This is a genomic window from Sinorhizobium terangae, assembly GCF_029714365.1.
GTDB classification, from domain to species: domain Bacteria; phylum Pseudomonadota; class Alphaproteobacteria; order Rhizobiales; family Rhizobiaceae; genus Sinorhizobium; species Sinorhizobium terangae.
This window is the reverse complement of sequence record NZ_CP121659.1, coordinates 2,574,137-2,588,924: the sequence shown is the minus strand read 5'-3', so window position 1 is coordinate 2,588,924 and position 14,788 is coordinate 2,574,137. Positions and strand designations below refer to the sequence as shown.

The window sequence follows — 14,788 nt, the reverse complement described above, 5'->3', positions numbered from 1 at the left end:
AATGTCAACTAGCTGGCCTGGGCGGCCTTGTCAGCCAATCGCCGGGTAAACCGGTTCAGGTCGATGATGGCGCGGCGATGGGTTCCTTCGCCAATCAGACCAGCTTCGTCGCAGCAGCAGACTTTGAAGAGAAGCGATCTTTCGTCCACCGCTACCAGTTCGACATCTGCCGTCACCGACATGCCGACGGGTGTTGGCGCGACATGGCTGACATCGACATGGGTGCCGACGGTGCGTTGTTGGTCGGTGAGATAAGGACGCAACGCTTCGATGCAGGTCTGCTCGATGAAGCCGATCATCATCGCCGTTGCGAACACCGGCGGCATATCCCTGAAGCCTGGCCAGGCATCATCGACCTCGGGCACGGTGTGAAACGGGGTGACCGCCAGCCGTTCGCGATGACGCAGGCCAGCCTCGAGTATCGGCAGTTCGCTGATATCGTTCATATCGTCCCCAATCTCATGTTGATGGGCCAGGACACCGGCCGCTTCTTCGCCGGGTCGCCCCAGAGTTCGGAAATATCCCGGACAAAGGCCGTGAGAATGTCTTCGCGCCCGGCGTCGTTGACACGGTGCACGGCGGACCATGTCGACAGGTAGCCCAGGAAATCGCCGAGCTCCCAGGCCCTGTGGATCTCCATCTCCGGTGCTGCCCGCTCATTGAAAGGGAAGGTGATATCGGCATAGCCGGTGTCCACCAGCTTGCGCTCCGTCGGCCAATAGGGGCCGATCTCGTTGTGGTAGAAGTCGATGAATCGCTCCTGAAGTTCATCAGGTTCCAGCCGGAGCACCCCGTAGCTGATGAGCGCGATAACGGCGTTCTCGACGGCGATCCGGCGAGCCTCGGCATAAAAGGCCGGCAGATCGAACCAGTGGGCGGCCTGTGCTGCGGTGATGAGGCTCGCCGTGTTGTCCGGAAGAGGCAGTTTTTCGGCCGGCGCGCAAAGATATCGCACCTTGTCCTCGGCCTGAGCGTTGGCGATCTGGTCTTCGCTAGGGTCTACCCCGATCACGCGATCGAAATAGGTCGCCAGTTGCCGGGTCAGTTGCCCGTTGCCGCAGCCGACATCGACGGCCATGTCACGGGTGGGAGACACTTTCGCAAGAAACGTCGACAGCGCGACCGGGTACTCGGGCCTGAACTGCGCATAGGCGCTGCCTCCTGCACCGAACCAGTTCTTGCGCAGCATCGTGTCAGTCTGCATCGACGTGATCCTCGTTTGCGTGGTGTGCGGCGGCCCTCAGTCGGGCGGCAAATCCCTGGTGTTCCAGTGCGCGCGCCGTTTTTGCCAGCACCTCAAGAAGCGGATGGCCAATTTCCTTTTCCAACGCGTCTATGGCTGTGAAGGTGATCGCCCAGTGGGGTTCAAGTCTCTTCAGCAATTCCCGGCCGCGAGCCGTCAGATGAACACCGTTCTTGCGCCCATCCTCCAGGCGATGGCGTGCCACTAGGCCATCGGCCTCCATCAGCCTCACGGTCTGGCTGATCGCGCCCTGCGTGAGGTTGCTCAGGGCGGTGATCTCGGTCACGGTTTCCGCGCCGGCGGCGAGCGCACGCATGACCGGGGTGTATCTGGCGCGATAGGGGAGGTTCATGGCGCGGTACTCTTCCTCCGCACCCTGATCGACCAATTCTCCGACATAGCGGAGCAGTTCACCGAGACCTGGCATCTGTTTTTGGCTCATGGGCAGCAAATTACATTAGCGCTAATGTAATTTCAAGCGTGAGCTTTCTGTGCGTTTTGTGATCGCCAGATCGACCGGTGAACAGCGCCCGACGACCGATGCGGTGTCGAGCCGTCACAAAAAACATCTGTGACCGGGGTCGCCGGAAACTGCTACACACCGGGGTGGGGGTGAGCTGAAGCGCCGCCGAATACCGGATATGAAGTCCCGTTGGAGAACGCGGTCGCAGGCAGGCCCGTCTCATTTCAAAGCGCGGACGCCAGCGGCAACCTCGGCCAAGTCGTCGTTGAGCTGGTGATCGCGGCCGTGGAGCCGGTGCACTATCGCGCCGGGTATCGCTCTCTCATAGAGATCGACATGCGCAAACGGCGCAATGTCGTCTTCGCTGCCATGATAGAGATGGACCGGCGTCTTTGGAGGCAATCGCGCACCGAGGTCGGCTGTTGGCTGGATATCTTCACTTGGCCAACCGCCAGCGCCAACAAAGGGCGCTGCGATGAGAAATATGCCCGCAAGCTTCCGGTTCAGTGGTGACCCCGCGAGCGCGTTGATCAGAACCGTTCCGCCAATTGAGTGGCCCATCAGTATCGCGCCATCATCGAGGCCGGCGATCTCTTCCGCGAGCGCGGCCTTCCATGTGGAATAGGTGGGATCTGCCTCGTTCGGCATGCGCGGGTAGCGGACGTCGTAGCCAGGCCCAAGTTCTCGCCTCAGGCTGTCGACGAGCTTGTTGTCCCATTCATCATGGGTCCCTGCGCCGCCGCCTTGAATGAACAAGACTTGCTTCTTCATGATTGAGGTCCTTGCCTGCAGCATACGCGCCGCCTTTGGCGTCGCAAAAACCGAACTGCTAAAGACATTTTCCGCCGCTTCGGGCGCAGAATCGGCGGCTTGGATTCTCAGGTTTATATCAAAATGGCGCACCCGACAGGATTCGAACCTGTGACCTTTGGAATCGGAATCCAACACTCTATCCAGCTGAGCTACGGGTGCATCCGTTGGCGGCCAGGGCCGCCGAAGCAGGCTGTGAGCGGTTCTTAGCCTAGCTTGCGCGCCGCTTCAATGGTGATTGAATGAGTTTGCAGCGGAAATTTGCGTTCTGTGTTCGCGTGGAGGCCGCAGCGCTGCATAGGACAAGGGACCTCCGTGAAGAAAAATGCCGCGCCCTCGGACGCGGCATTCGTGGTGTTTGCAGAGCTTCAGGCTCACGCCATCTGCATGGCGCCGGGGCCGGGGATCGCTTTTGGCGGCACCTTGCCCATGATGATCATGCCGAGCACCTCGTCTTTGGTCACGTCCTCGGTGCGGGCGTGGCCGACGACCTGGCCGTTCTTCATCACCGAGACGCGGTCAGCGAGATCGAAGACGTCGTGGATGTCGTGGCTGATCAGGAAGATGCCGATGCCTTCGCGCTTCAACTGCTTGATGAGCTCGCCGACCTGTGCGGTTTCCTGAGGCCCGAGGGCCGCCGTCGGTTCGTCCATGATCAGGATGCGGGCGTTGAAGAGGATGGCTCGGGCAATCGCCACCGATTGCCGCTGACCGCCGGAGAGTGCCTTTACCGGTTCCTTGAAGCGCTGGAAGTTCGGGTTGAGGCGGCCCATCACCTCGCGCGCCTTCGCCTCCATCGCCACGTCGTCGAGCGTTCCCCAGGGGGTGCGCAGTTCCCGGCCGAGATAGAGATTGGCGGCGGCGTCGACATTGTCGGCGACAGCGAGCGTCTGGTAGATCGTCTCGATGCCGTATTTCTTGGCGTCGCGCGGATTGTGGATCTCGGCCGGCTCGCCATTGATCAGGATCTCGCCGGCATCGCGCCTGTAGGCGCCGGAAAGTATCTTGATCAGCGTCGATTTGCCGGCGCCGTTGTGGCCGAGGAGCGCCACGACCTCACCCGGATAGAGATCGACGGAAGCGTTGTCCACCGCGTGGATGCCGCCGAAGGAGATGGAAATGTTCTTCATTTCCACAAGCGGAGTGCGTTGATCTGTCATGTTCGTACTCCTGATTATTTTGCGCGGGCGCGATATACGGTGTCGAGCCAGACGGCGGTGACCAGCACGACGCCGACGACGATCCGCTGCAGCGGGCTGTCGATGCCGAGCAGCACCATGCCGGATTGCAGCGACTGCATGACGAGGGCGCCGAGCATGGCGCCGGCAATCGTGCCCATGCCGCCGGCAAGCGAGGTGCCGCCGATGACGGCCGCGGCGATCGTGTAAAGTTCGTCGAGTTCGCCCTGGGCATTGGTGGCGGCGTTGAGGCGCGCCGTCGAGATTGCGGCGGCGACAGCGCAGAGCATGCCCATCAGCGCGAAGATGCGGACGGTGACCCAGCGCGTCTTGATGCCGGCAAGCTCGGCCGCCTCCGGATTGCCACCGATCGCGAAAACGTAGCGGCCGAAGCGCAGGCGCGTGGCGATGAAGGTCATGACGATGCCGATGACGATGGCGATCAGCACCGGAATGGCGATGCCGTGGGCGATGAAGAGGCCGCCTTCGGGCCACGCGATGCCGCTGGCTTCGGCGTATTTGCGGGCGATGTTGGTTGGCCAGGGATAGCTGTTGGCGACCGCCACCGCGCCGAGAACGAGGGCGCAGCCAATTCCCGACAGGAAATACTCGGCCCAGACCGGGCGGCGGGGAAAGCCGAAGCGCTTACGTTGCTTGCGGGCGTTGATGATGCTGGCGACGATCGCGAGACAGGCAAGCAAGCCGACGATCCAGCTTGCCGTCGCGCCGATCGAGCCTTCGGTGCCGCCGCCCATCAGGCGGAAGGTGGCGTCCATCGGCGCGACAGTGCGGCCACTGGTCACAAACCAGGTGGCGCCGCGCCAGATGAGGAGACCGCCGAGGGTGACGATAAAGGACGGGACGTTGAGGAAAGCGATGATCATGCCATGGAGTGCACCGATCGCCGCTCCGAGGGAAAGGCCGGCAAGCAGCGTGATGATCCAGGTGGCAGGATGGTTAAAGCCGAGGATCTGCGGCAGCAGTTCAGCCTGCAGCACGCCCATGATCATGCCGACGAAGCCGAGGATGGAGCCGACCGACAGATCGATATTGCGGGTGACGATGACGAGAACCATGCCGGTCGCCATGACGGCGACCGAGGCAGTCTGCACCGAAAGGTTCCAGAGGTTTCGCGGCGTGAGGAACAGGCCGCCGGACAGGAAGTCGAAGCCGATCCAGATGATCAGCATCGCGCCGACCATGCCGAGCAGGCGGGTATCGATTTCGGTGGCGCGGAAGAAGCGCTTCACTGGATTCTCAGCCGCGCTGCGCGCGCGATTAAAATGTGCGGTATTTGTCGTGTCGGCCATGGCCGCCGTCCCCCACTGTTTCCATTTGCTCATGCGGCTATTTTCGCGCCGCGTTGCCGCGATCTTATCACCTGCATGCGAAGACCGTCCCGACCTCAAGCAAACGCCGCAACGCGGTCACGTTGCGGCGTCTTGAGGTCAATTCAAATGCCGAGCCGTCAGTTGCACGCGGCGATGGTGCCGGCAGCAACGCCCTGGCAGGCTGCGTCCTTGGAAATCCAGCCGGCGTCGATGACGACGTTCAGATTGTCCTTGGTGATGGCAAGCGGTGCCAGGAAGACCGACTTCATGGCAACGCCCTTCGGTCCGCCGTTGAAGGTTTGAACGCCCTCGATCTCGTCCATCGTCTTGCCGGCGGCGAGCGCGGAAGCGATTTCAGCGGCCTTCTTGCCGAGCTCGCGGGCGTCCTTCCATACGGAAACCGTCTGGGTGCCGAGCGCGACGCGGTTAAGCGCCGCAAAGTCACCGTCTTGCCCGGAGACCGGAACGGCGCCTGCGAGGCCCTGCGCCGAAAGTGCCGCGATGGCGCCGCCGGCCGTGCCGTCGTTCGAAGCGACGACCGCGTCGACCTTGTTGTCGTTGGCGGTCAGGAACTGCTCCATGTTCTTCTGGGCATTTTCCGGCTTCCAGCCGTCGGTGTAGGCCTCGCCGACGTTCTTGATCTTGCCGCCGTCAACCGCTTCCTTCAGCACTTCCATCTGGCCGGCAAAGAGGAAGTCGGCATTCGGGTCGGACGAGGAGCCCTTGATGAAGACGAAGTTGCCTTCCGGCTTCACCTTGAAGACTTCGCGAGCCTGCATGCGGCCCACTTCCTTGTTGTCGAAAGTGATGTAGAAGGCGGCCGGATTTTCGATCAGGCGGTCATAGCCGACGACCGGGATACCCTCTGCGGTGGCCTTTTCGATCGCCGGGGCGATCGCGTCGGAGTCCTGGGCAAGCACGATCAAGGCGTTTGCGCCCTGCGCGATCAGCGATTCGATGTCGGTCAGCTGCTTGGCGGCGGAAGACTGGGCATCGGCGGAGATATACTTGTCGCCGGAAGCTTCAAGCGCGGCCTTGATGGCGGCCTCGTCGGTTTTCCAACGCTCTTCCTGGAAGTTCGACCAGGAAACGCCGACGACAAGATCCTTGGCGATGGCCGCCGAATGCATGGACGCGATGATGGCAGCCCCCGCCATCAACTTCAAAACGGATTTCATTTCATCCCTCCCAAATGGTTGCGCCGTGCGCACGAACCTCCCGCACGCCTCCTCGGCCAACCGTGAAGTGCTGTCGCAAGCCCGCCGCAACCAGTGCGGACTTTTTTCTCGACAGTCGAGAAAATAAATGTCAGAGTTTTAGCAGGCTGTCAACAAGGCCCCGTGCAGCGCCATGCGCCTCTTCCGGGAAGGCGCAAAAGTCGTGATAGCATGTTGAAATGCTGTATGTTTTTGCCCTTGGATCGGCTTCCGTCCGAGTAAACATGCAGGGCGCCTTGTCTTGCCGGTCAACAGATGCTTTGGAGGAGGCATGGGGTTGAAGGATCCGCCATCGACAGGGACGCGTAATGCTGACGAAGTCCAGCACTGAACTTGTACGTCAGCAGAACAGCACGCTTGTCCTTGCGGCGCTCCGCCGGAAAGGTTCCCTGTCGCACACGGAAATCGCATCGGAAACCGATCTCGCCTCGGCCACCGTCTCCGCCATCACGGCGGAACTGGAACGCGCCGGAATCATCGCCAGAAGTGAACAGCACGTTCAAGGCGGCCGTGGCCGGCCGCGTGTGCTTTTCATGCCGCGGCGCGACTGCGGCCATGTGATCGTCGTGCGCATCTCGTCCGATATCGTGCAGTATTCGCTCGCCGATTACGGCGGCACTCTGCTCGACCGGTTCGAGGAGGCGAGACAACACGATCTCAGGGGCACCGCCGCTTTCGGGCAGGTATTCGCCGCAGCGCTTGAACGGCTGCTCCAGCGCTCCCGCATCACGAAGGAAGATGTGCTTGCCATCTCGATCAGCAGCAAGGGCCTTGTTGCGGCTGATGGAGCGCGACTGATCTGGTCCCCGGTTTTCGGCCAAGAGGAACTCGATTTCGAAGAGCTGCTGCGCCCGGATTGGCGGGCCAAGATCATGCTCAGCAACGAGACGCTGCTGGTTGCCCAAGCGCTTGCGGTCCGAGCCGAGGAGGAGAGAGAAGACTTCAAGGCGCTTGCAGCCATATCGCTTGGGCACAGCATCGGTCTCGGCCTTGCACGGAAAGGCCGTCTCGGCGAACTTGATGTTTCGGCGCCGAATTTCGGGCACATGCTGCACACGAGCTCCGCTGGGCTTTGCCGATGCGGCGGCCACGGCTGCATCGAAGCGGCGGCGGGCTTCTATGGAATCCTGCGCACGGCGTTCGAGGTGCCCTCCGACACGATCCCTGCGAAGTTCGTGCCGCTATCGGAGATGGACAAGATTGCGGCCAACGCGCGCCAGGGACACCGCATGGCCGGCTACGCCTTCCGCCAGGCCGGCATCGCGCTCGGCAACGGCATTTCCCGCTTGCTCAGCCTCTACGAGCCGATGCCGATCTTCGTCACCGGACCGGGGACACGTTACTTCGATCTCCTTCACAAGGGACTGGAGGAGGGGCTCGCCCAGTCCCTGCAGGTACGCCTGCAAGGACTGCCGGAAATCGCGGTGGCAGCCGACGAGCAGCGGCTCGTTTTCGATGGCCATCTCAATCGCGCACTCAGCACGATCGACGCAGACATTGCCGGCGGGCATGGCTAAGTTCGAACGCCGCCTCGGCGCTCCGCGTCGCTCGGCACTGAAATCTCTCGGGCGAATTCTGGTGTCTCTGCAATTTACGGTTATTTAGAGACTCCTTGCAAAGCTGTCCCTGACGCAGGGGGCAGCGATGTTTTCAGTGATTGCATGCATACGCAATGATCATGACTGGCGACTGATCGCCATTGCGGCGATCGTTTGTCTTGCCGGCAGCGTCGCCACGATGCTGCTCCTGATGCGCGCGCAGCGCAGCCTCGGCACTGAGCGCCGCCTTTGGACCGTCGCCTGCGCCTTTGCGTCCGGCGTCGGCATCTGGTCGACACACTTCATCGCGATGCTCGCCTACGACGGCGGCATGCCGATCGCATATGAGGTCCGAGGCACGACCCTCTCGGTGCTGGTGGCGATCGCGGCGTCCTGGATTGCATTCACCGTGGCGCTCGCCGGAACCTTCCGCTACGCCTTCGCCGTCGGCGGCATTCTGCTCGGCCTCGGCATCGCAGCAATGCATTTCACCGGCATGCGCGCGGTCGAAGCGCAAGGCCAGGTTACGTTCGACTTTCGATCCACCGTGACCGCCGTCATCCTCGGCATGCTGATCGCAGGCGTCGCGCTTCATCTGTTCCGAAAGCTGCAGGGCGTTCGCGGGCTGGTCGCGTCCACGGTCCTATTGGTGCTTGCGATTTGCGCGATGCACTTCAAGTCGATGAGCGGTGTCGGCCTTGTGCCGGACCCGAGCGTTGCCGCCGCTACCACATTCGATCCTGCCTGGCTTGCGGGCGGCGTGATCGCTGCATCGACGACACTCATCCTCGTGGCTTTCGGCGCGCTCTTCCTCGACCGGCACCTCACCGATCTTCGCGGGCTCGTCAACGCGTCGCTCGAAGGCATGATGATCGTCCGCGGTGATGAAATCGTCGATATCAACGAGCGTTTCATGAGCCTTTGCGGCCGGACCGCAGCCGAACTGGCAAAGAAAAACCTGACGGAGCTGTTCGCGCAGGATCGGGAACGGCCGGGGGATCGTCGGGCGTTCGGCGGCTCATGCGAACTCGAACTGCTTCACGCGGACGGGAGGCGAATTCCCGTCGAATACACGTGTCGCACGATCGAATACCGGGGTCGGGAGTGCGACGTGATTTTCGTGCGCGATCTCAGCCAGCGCAAGGAGGCGGAACGCACGATCGAGCACCTTGCGCATCATGATGCGCTGACCGACCTTTCGAACCGCAGTTCGTTCGATCGGCGGTTGGCGCAGTCGATCGCCGTAGCGAGCGCGAGGAACGAACTGCTGGCTGTCCTCTGTCTCGACCTCGACCGCTTCAAGGCCGTCAATGATATTTTCGGCCACGGGGAAGGCGACCGCATCCTGCGCAAGGTGGCGGACATCCTGCGCGCGGCATGCGGGGATGGCGATACGATCGCGCGGCTCGGCGGCGACGAATTCGCGATCATCCAGCCGTCCGCCGGGCAGCCCGAGGCAGCGCGGCAATTGTCGGAGCGCATTCTGAGATCCATTGCAGAGGAAATGGATACCAGCCGTGACCCGATGGCTGTTGGCGTCAGCATCGGTGTGGCGATCTATCCGGCCGACGGAATGACGGCGGACCGGCTTTGCAACAATGCCGATACGGCGCTTTACCGCGCGAAGCAGACCGGCAAGGGCATTGCCTGCTTCTTCGACGCCGAGATGGATGCAGCGGTGCGCACGCGCCGGCAAATGGAAAACGACCTTCGGCACGCGGTCGTCAGGCGCCAGCTCTTCCTCGAATACCAACCGCTCGTCGACGTTCGTGACGACAGGATCGTCGGCTACGAGGCGCTGTTGCGCTGGCAACATCCCGATCGCGGTCTTGTCAGTCCCAGTATCTTTATTCCGATCGCCGAGGAAAGCGGCTCGATCATCCAGATCGGCGAGTGGGTGCTTGAGCAGGCCTGCCTTGAAGCGGCCCGCTGGAACGAGCCGTTGGCGATTTCGGTCAATATCTCGCCGGTGCAGTTTCTGCTTCCCAACCTCTTTGACCAGATTGAAGCGATTCTGAGGCGCACCGGTCTCGAGCCGCGCCGGCTGGAACTGGAGATCACCGAAGCAGTGCTGATGCACAATAGAGATGACGTGTTGACGACGCTCGTCCGGCTGCGGCTGCTCGGCGTGCGCATCGTCATGGACGACTTCGGGACGGGCCATTCCTCGCTCAGCAACCTCCAGACCTTCCCGTTCGACAAACTGAAGATCGATTGCAGCTTCACGGCGGCTCTCGACAAGGACCCTGCGGCGCATGCCATCATCCGCGCGATCATCGCGCTTGGCCAAAGCCTCAACCTGCCGGTGGTGACCGAAGGTGTCGAAACGGAGCGGCAGAAGCAGATCATCGTCGAAGAGGGCTGCCGGCAGATACAGGGCTTCCTCTCCGGTCGTCCGGGGCGCGCACCGAGTGCCAACCAGCCGGTGCAGGACCGGCCAAGGGCCGAGGCGTGATGTTCACCGAATGAAAAAGATCAAGGCCGGGCTCAAAACCCGGCCTTGGCTGTTTTGCTGAAAATGCAGCGTCAGGCGATGCTCACCTGGCGCTTCTCGGCAACCGATTTCACGGCCGCGTCCGCCAGTGCCAGTGCCGCGAGGCCGTCCTTGCCGGAGGGCGTGATTTCCGCGCCTTTTTCGATGGCAGCGATGAAGCTTTCGATCTCGTTTGCGTAGGCCTCGGTATAGCGCGTCATGAAGAAGTCGTGCAGCGGCGGGCGGGTGTAGCCTTCGCCGGTGGCGATTTCGATCGATACCGGGCGCTGGTTTTCCGCCGAGACGACGCCCTTCGATCCGTGAACCTCGATGCGCTGATCGTAGCCATAGGTGGCACGGCGCGAATTCGAGATGATCGCCTGTCTGCCGGAGGCCGTCTGCAGGATGACCGAGACGCTGTCATAGTCTCCGGCCTCGCCGATCGCCTTGTCCACGAGCACGGCAGCGGTCGCGGTCACGGTGACCGGCTCTTCCCCGAGCAGGAAGCGCGCCATGTCGAAATCGTGGATCGTCATGTCGCGGAAGATACCGCCGGAGCGCTTGATATAATCGACCGGCGGCGCACCCGGATCGCGTGAGGTGATCGTCACCATCTCGACATCGCCGATGCGGCCGTCATCGATCGCCTTGCGCACGGCCATGAAATGCGGATCGAAGCGGCGATTGAAGCCGACCATCAGTTTTGCCTTGGTGTCCGATACGACATTAAGGCAGGCCTTCACGCGCTCGACATCGAGATCGATCGGCTTTTCGCAGAAGATCGCCTTGCCAGCGCGGGCAAAGCGCTCGATCAAGTCGGCGTGCGTGTCGGTCGGCGTGCAGATGACGACGGCGTCAATGTCGGCAGCGCTTTCGATTGCCTCGATCGTGCGCACTTCGCAGCCATAGGCATTGGCGATGGCGTCCGCCGCGGCCGGGAAAGCGTCGGCGACCGCGACGAGGACGGCGTCGGGATTGCCGCTGACGGCTTTCGCGTGAACCTTGCCTATGCGCCCGGCGCCCAGAAGACCAAATCTCACTGTCATGTTCGTCTCTCTCGAAATCCGGTCGCAACCGGAAAGGGGCGCGATGATTGACGCTCATCGCGCAAAGGCGTCGCGGACCGCATTGCCCGCGCATTCATAAGGAATGTAACGCTGATATCCCCGCGCGCCGCGGCGCGGCGTGTCTCTCCCTTGCCTCCACTCCGATTCTGTCTCCCGTTTGCGACAATTTCGCGCCGGAATGAAAAGGCCAAACTCATCAATTTCGGAATTTTTATTCCATTTGCGCTCGCGTCGTCAAGCCGGGTTTGTGGCCGTACACTTGCAGGCGCGCCCAATTTGCCCCTACAAGGAAACAAGTTTGCACGCTGGCCGAGAGACAGGATGTTCAAGTTCATCGATCCGGATCACCCTTTTTACCAGCCCCTGTGGATCCGCCTGTTGATCGTCGCCGTCTGCGCTGCCTGGACGGCGGTGGAATTCAGCACCGGGCAGACGACGTGGGGCATGATCTTTCTGGCCGTAACCGCCTATGCGGGCTGTGCTCTGCTGATCTTTTTCAAGCCGAAGCAATCGGCCGGTGACAAGACCGACGCGGGTGACGCGCCGAAGTGAAGGTCATGCCGACCCGTTGTCGCGGGGCAGCCTTCGCGACGCTTCATCGATGAGCATATTGGCAAGTTTCATCCGAACGGTGGCGTTGGCCCTGAAGTCGGCCGGTAACCTGTCCGGGTGGTTAGCCGCGGCGAACCGCCGTCGTTTGGCAGCAAGCGAAATCGCGGTTTCCTGCTCGTCCAGTGCAAGCTCGGCCGCAACCTCGGCAAGACTCGTGCGTTTCAGATGATCGGGCATCACCGGTTGCTGCATGCTCTCGGCCGGTGCAAGCTCATGATAAGCACGTTGAACCGCGTCGAGCGCCGTTATAGCCGGCGACGTGTCGACGATGAAGCCGTGCGAGAACCCGGCCATGCCATGCCGGAATGCCTGCTCGCCGGCGTCCTCGTCGCACGCCGCGTCCTGCTGCTCTGCCTTCAATCGTTCGAGCACTGACTGAAACACCGACATGCCGAACATGACGTGTCTTCTCCAAACAGCATTTGTCGGGGATGTCGCTTTGCGAACGACCGACGGCGAGCTTCTTCAGCCATCCTGCCCTGTGAGGGTTATGCGGGCCTTATCACGCTCTGCTCTGCTTCAGGATCAGGTCGTAGAGCAGCTTTGCGCTTGGCGGCAGGGCACGGCCTTCGGCGGTGATCAGGCCGTAGGGCTTGATGCGTATCGGGATTTGCGTTGGCAGCACGCGAATATCGCCGGCGGGCGTCCCGTTGCCGGCGACGAAATTCGCAACGTCGAGGGCGACCGGTGCAATCGCGTTGGTGTTTCGAACGATCGACAGCGTCAGAATGATCGAGGACGTGTTGATGACGGTTGCCGGCAGCCGGACGCCGGCGGAGACGAAGCTGTCCTCGACCGCACGGCGCAGCAGCGTTCCCGGCGGCTGGAACACCCACTCGTAACCCGGCAGGTCGTCGGCGTTTGCAATTGGCTTTTCGAGCAGGGGATGGCCTTCGCGAACGATCAGGCAGGCCTCCTCGAAACCGATCTCGACCATGTTGAAGAGGCGCGGATTGAGATCGTCCGGGATGCGGCCGACGACGAAGTCGTGGCGCGCCGCCAGGAGCTCGCGCGTCAGCACGTTGCTGTTGTCGATCTGCACATTTATCTCGATGCCGGGATAGGCCGTCGAGACCTGGCGGATGGCGGGCACGGCGAGGTTAAGGGCGGGGCCCGTGACGGAGCCGAGCGAGACCGAGCCGCCGCTACCGGTTTTCAATTCATTGATCTCGCGCGCGGCCTCGCGCAGTTCGAGAAAGATCGTTCGCGCGCGTCGTGCGAGCGCCTCGCCATAGCGGGTCAGTTCGACGCCGCGCGCCACCCGTTCGCAGATCGGCGCCTTCATGATCGCTTCGATCTCGGCGAGCATTCGCGACGCTGCCGGCTGCGAGATGCCGAGCGAATCGGCGGCGGTGCTGATGCGACGATAGTCCTCAATCGCCAGGATGAGCCTCAGATGATTGATCTTCAGGCCCGATCGAAGGAGGGCGCTATCGAGAAGTTCGTCCGCCATCGCTCCGGCATTCGCCCTGCTGTCCACTGTCACGGCATTGGCCCCGTTTTCTGAAAATTTTCAATAATCACACTCTTTTGCTGTGGTATATCAATTTTGATATGCATGCAAAGCGATATTGTATTTGACAGTTATGTTTATTGATTCCAGTTTCCCTGTCGATGCGCCAGTGCATGCGGGAGTATGTGGGGCCGGGAGGGCTTTCCTTCACCTTGAACCACCGCCGGGGACCAACTCTCCGCGCCGGTGGATCGCTGCGCATATGACGGGGCCTGCCGGCTTCAACACTCAGGGAGAGATCTGATGAAATTGATTACTTCGCTTCTCGCAGCCGCGGCGATTTCCGTCGCGTCGTTTGCTGCACCGGTCTTCGCACAGGACAAGGGCACCGTCGGCATCTCCATGCCGACGAAGACGTCGACCCGCTGGATTTCCGACGGCGAGACCATGGAGAAGCTGTTCAAGGAAGCCGGCTACACGCCGGACCTGCAGTTCGCCGACGACGACATTCCGAACCAGCTCGCGCAGATCGAGAACATGGTGACCAAGGGCGCGAAGGTTCTCGTGATCGGCGCCATCGACGGCACCACACTGTCCGACATCCTGCAGAAGGCGCATGACGCCGGCGTCAAGGTCATTGCCTATGACCGCCTCATCCGCGACTCCGGCAACGTCGACTACTACGCCACCTTCGACAACTTCCAGGTCGGCGTCCTGCAGGCGACCTCGCTCGTTAACGGCCTGAAGCTCGACGGCGCGACCGAGCCGAAGAACATCGAACTTTTCGGCGGTTCGCCGGACGACAACAACGCCTTCTTCTTCTATGACGGCGCGATGTCGGTCCTGCAGCCCTTGATCGACAGCGGCAAGATCGTCGTGAAGTCCGGCCAGACGGGCATGGATCAGGTCGGCACGCTGCGTTGGGACGGCGCCGTCGCCCAGTCCCGCATGGAAAACCTGCTTTCGTCCACCTACACCGACGCCAAGGTTGACGGCGTGCTCTCGCCCTATGATGGTCTCTCGATCGGCATCATCTCCGCTCTGAAGGGCGTCGGTTACGGCTCCGGCGATATGCCGATGCCGGTGGTCACCGGTCAGGACGCCGAACTGCCGTCGGTCAAGTCGATCCTCGCCGACGAACAGTTTTCGACCGTCTTCAAGGACACCCGCGAACTCGCCAAGGTCACGGTTAACATGGTCAACGCGATCATGGACGGCAAGGAGCCGGAAGTGAACGACACCAAGACCTATGAAAACGGTGTCAAGGTTGTTCCGTCCTACCTGCTGAAGCCGGTTGCGGTCGACAAGTCCAATGCCAAGGAAATCCTTGTCGGCTCGGGCTACTACACGGAAGACCAGATCAACAACTGATCGCGTCGAAACGGAGGGTCCGCGATCCCGTT

The 14,788-nt window shown here is 61.7% G+C and carries 14 protein-coding genes and 1 tRNA gene; 4 read left to right on the top strand and 11 right to left on the bottom strand.

Annotated elements, in window-relative coordinates:
- Nucleotides 1-8 precede the first annotated feature (8 nt).
- The 8 genes from QA637_RS12325 to xylF all read right to left on the bottom strand — a co-directional run bounded on the left by QA637_RS12325 (nucleotide 9) and on the right by xylF (nucleotide 6,203).
- The gene (locus QA637_RS12325) at nucleotides 9-446 is read right to left on the bottom strand and encodes a thioesterase family protein (RefSeq protein ID WP_153439086.1); all 438 of its coding nucleotides are present in this window, start codon (nucleotides 444-446) and stop codon (nucleotides 9-11) included.
- Nucleotides 443-1,204: a class I SAM-dependent methyltransferase gene (locus tag QA637_RS12320; RefSeq protein WP_234886856.1), complete on the bottom strand. Its 762-nt coding sequence runs from the start codon at nucleotides 1,202-1,204 to the stop codon at nucleotides 443-445. Before QA637_RS12320 ends, QA637_RS12325 begins: the two co-directional genes overlap by 4 nt.
- Complete coding sequence (locus QA637_RS12315) at nucleotides 1,194-1,670, bottom strand: MarR family winged helix-turn-helix transcriptional regulator (protein WP_234886855.1); 477 nt, start codon at nucleotides 1,668-1,670, stop codon at nucleotides 1,194-1,196. The genes QA637_RS12320 and QA637_RS12315 overlap by 11 nt, the downstream gene beginning before the upstream one ends.
- A gap of 255 nt (nucleotides 1,671-1,925) precedes the next feature.
- Nucleotides 1,926-2,477: an alpha/beta fold hydrolase gene (locus QA637_RS12310; protein WP_153439082.1), complete on the bottom strand. Its 552-nt coding sequence runs from the start codon at nucleotides 2,475-2,477 to the stop codon at nucleotides 1,926-1,928.
- Nucleotides 2,478-2,601: 124 nt separating this feature from the next.
- Nucleotides 2,602-2,678 (bottom strand) — tRNA-Arg (locus tag QA637_RS12305).
- Nucleotides 2,679-2,890: 212 nt separating this feature from the next.
- Nucleotides 2,891-3,676 carry an ATP-binding cassette domain-containing protein gene (locus tag QA637_RS12300; protein WP_153439080.1) on the bottom strand — a complete coding sequence of 262 codons (786 nt, stop codon included), beginning with the start codon at nucleotides 3,674-3,676 and terminating at the stop codon, nucleotides 2,891-2,893.
- A gap of 14 nt (nucleotides 3,677-3,690) precedes the next feature.
- Complete coding sequence (locus tag QA637_RS12295; RefSeq protein WP_153439078.1) at nucleotides 3,691-5,004, bottom strand: sugar ABC transporter permease; 1,314 nt, start codon at nucleotides 5,002-5,004, stop codon at nucleotides 3,691-3,693.
- Nucleotides 5,005-5,162: 158 nt separating this feature from the next.
- Complete coding sequence (xylF, locus tag QA637_RS12290; RefSeq protein WP_153439076.1) at nucleotides 5,163-6,203, bottom strand: D-xylose ABC transporter substrate-binding protein; 1,041 nt, start codon at nucleotides 6,201-6,203, stop codon at nucleotides 5,163-5,165.
- Between the two features lie 347 nt (nucleotides 6,204-6,550).
- Here xylF and QA637_RS12285 point away from each other — a divergent pair, with 347 nt between their 5' ends.
- Nucleotides 6,551-7,759, top strand: coding sequence for an ROK family transcriptional regulator (locus tag QA637_RS12285; RefSeq protein ID WP_153439074.1), 1,209 nt, complete (start codon nucleotides 6,551-6,553; stop codon nucleotides 7,757-7,759).
- Between the two features lie 127 nt (nucleotides 7,760-7,886).
- Nucleotides 7,887-10,235, top strand: a complete 2,349-nt coding sequence (locus QA637_RS12280) for a bifunctional diguanylate cyclase/phosphodiesterase (RefSeq protein WP_283061571.1) — start codon at nucleotides 7,887-7,889, stop codon at nucleotides 10,233-10,235.
- A 71-nt stretch (nucleotides 10,236-10,306) separates the two neighbouring features.
- Here QA637_RS12280 and iolG read toward each other — a convergent pair whose 3' ends face one another.
- On the bottom strand, nucleotides 10,307-11,299 hold the full coding sequence (iolG, locus tag QA637_RS12275; protein ID WP_153439070.1) for an inositol 2-dehydrogenase: 993 nt from the start codon (nucleotides 11,297-11,299) through the stop codon (nucleotides 10,307-10,309).
- A gap of 342 nt (nucleotides 11,300-11,641) precedes the next feature.
- On the opposite strand from iolG, the gene QA637_RS12270 reads away from it, so the two are divergent.
- Nucleotides 11,642-11,872, top strand: a complete 231-nt coding sequence (locus tag QA637_RS12270) for a hypothetical protein (protein WP_283061569.1) — start codon at nucleotides 11,642-11,644, stop codon at nucleotides 11,870-11,872.
- A 3-nt stretch (nucleotides 11,873-11,875) separates the two neighbouring features.
- Here the strand turns inward: QA637_RS12270 and QA637_RS12265 are convergent, their stop codons facing one another.
- Nucleotides 11,876-12,331, bottom strand: a complete 456-nt coding sequence (locus tag QA637_RS12265) for a hypothetical protein (RefSeq protein ID WP_283061567.1) — start codon at nucleotides 12,329-12,331, stop codon at nucleotides 11,876-11,878.
- A gap of 103 nt (nucleotides 12,332-12,434) precedes the next feature.
- Nucleotides 12,435-13,385, bottom strand: a complete 951-nt coding sequence (locus QA637_RS12260; RefSeq protein ID WP_153439167.1) for a LysR family transcriptional regulator — start codon at nucleotides 13,383-13,385, stop codon at nucleotides 12,435-12,437.
- A 303-nt stretch (nucleotides 13,386-13,688) separates the two neighbouring features.
- Here QA637_RS12260 and chvE point away from each other — a divergent pair, with 303 nt between their 5' ends.
- Nucleotides 13,689-14,756 carry a multiple monosaccharide ABC transporter substrate-binding protein gene (gene chvE / locus QA637_RS12255; RefSeq protein ID WP_153439064.1) on the top strand — a complete coding sequence of 356 codons (1,068 nt, stop codon included), beginning with the start codon at nucleotides 13,689-13,691 and terminating at the stop codon, nucleotides 14,754-14,756.
- The last annotated feature ends 32 nt before the right edge of the window (nucleotides 14,757-14,788 follow it).

Coding starts and splice junctions, on each gene's coding strand:
- QA637_RS12260 (WP_153439167.1), bottom strand. CDS start 13,385: ATGGCGGACGAACTTCTCGATAGCGCCCTCCTTCGATCGGGCCTGAAG.
- iolG (WP_153439070.1), bottom strand. CDS start 11,299: ATGACAGTGAGATTTGGTCTTCTGGGCGCCGGGCGCATAGGCAAGGTT.
- QA637_RS12265 (WP_283061567.1), bottom strand. CDS start 12,331: ATGTTCGGCATGTCGGTGTTTCAGTCAGTGCTCGAACGATTGAAGGCA.
- QA637_RS12320 (WP_234886856.1), bottom strand. CDS start 1,204: ATGCAGACTGACACGATGCTGCGCAAGAACTGGTTCGGTGCAGGAGGC.
- QA637_RS12300 (WP_153439080.1), bottom strand. CDS start 3,676: ATGACAGATCAACGCACTCCGCTTGTGGAAATGAAGAACATTTCCATC.
- QA637_RS12295 (WP_153439078.1), bottom strand. CDS start 5,004: ATGGCCGACACGACAAATACCGCACATTTTAATCGCGCGCGCAGCGCG.
- QA637_RS12280 (WP_283061571.1), top strand. CDS start 7,887: ATGTTTTCAGTGATTGCATGCATACGCAATGATCATGACTGGCGACTG.
- QA637_RS12325 (WP_153439086.1), bottom strand. CDS start 446: ATGAACGATATCAGCGAACTGCCGATACTCGAGGCTGGCCTGCGTCAT.
- QA637_RS12270 (WP_283061569.1), top strand. CDS start 11,642: ATGTTCAAGTTCATCGATCCGGATCACCCTTTTTACCAGCCCCTGTGG.
- xylF (WP_153439076.1), bottom strand. CDS start 6,203: ATGAAATCCGTTTTGAAGTTGATGGCGGGGGCTGCCATCATCGCGTCC.
- QA637_RS12315 (WP_234886855.1), bottom strand. CDS start 1,670: ATGCCAGGTCTCGGTGAACTGCTCCGCTATGTCGGAGAATTGGTCGAT.
- chvE (WP_153439064.1), top strand. CDS start 13,689: ATGAAATTGATTACTTCGCTTCTCGCAGCCGCGGCGATTTCCGTCGCG.
- QA637_RS12310 (WP_153439082.1), bottom strand. CDS start 2,477: ATGAAGAAGCAAGTCTTGTTCATTCAAGGCGGCGGCGCAGGGACCCAT.
- QA637_RS12285 (WP_153439074.1), top strand. CDS start 6,551: ATGCTGACGAAGTCCAGCACTGAACTTGTACGTCAGCAGAACAGCACG.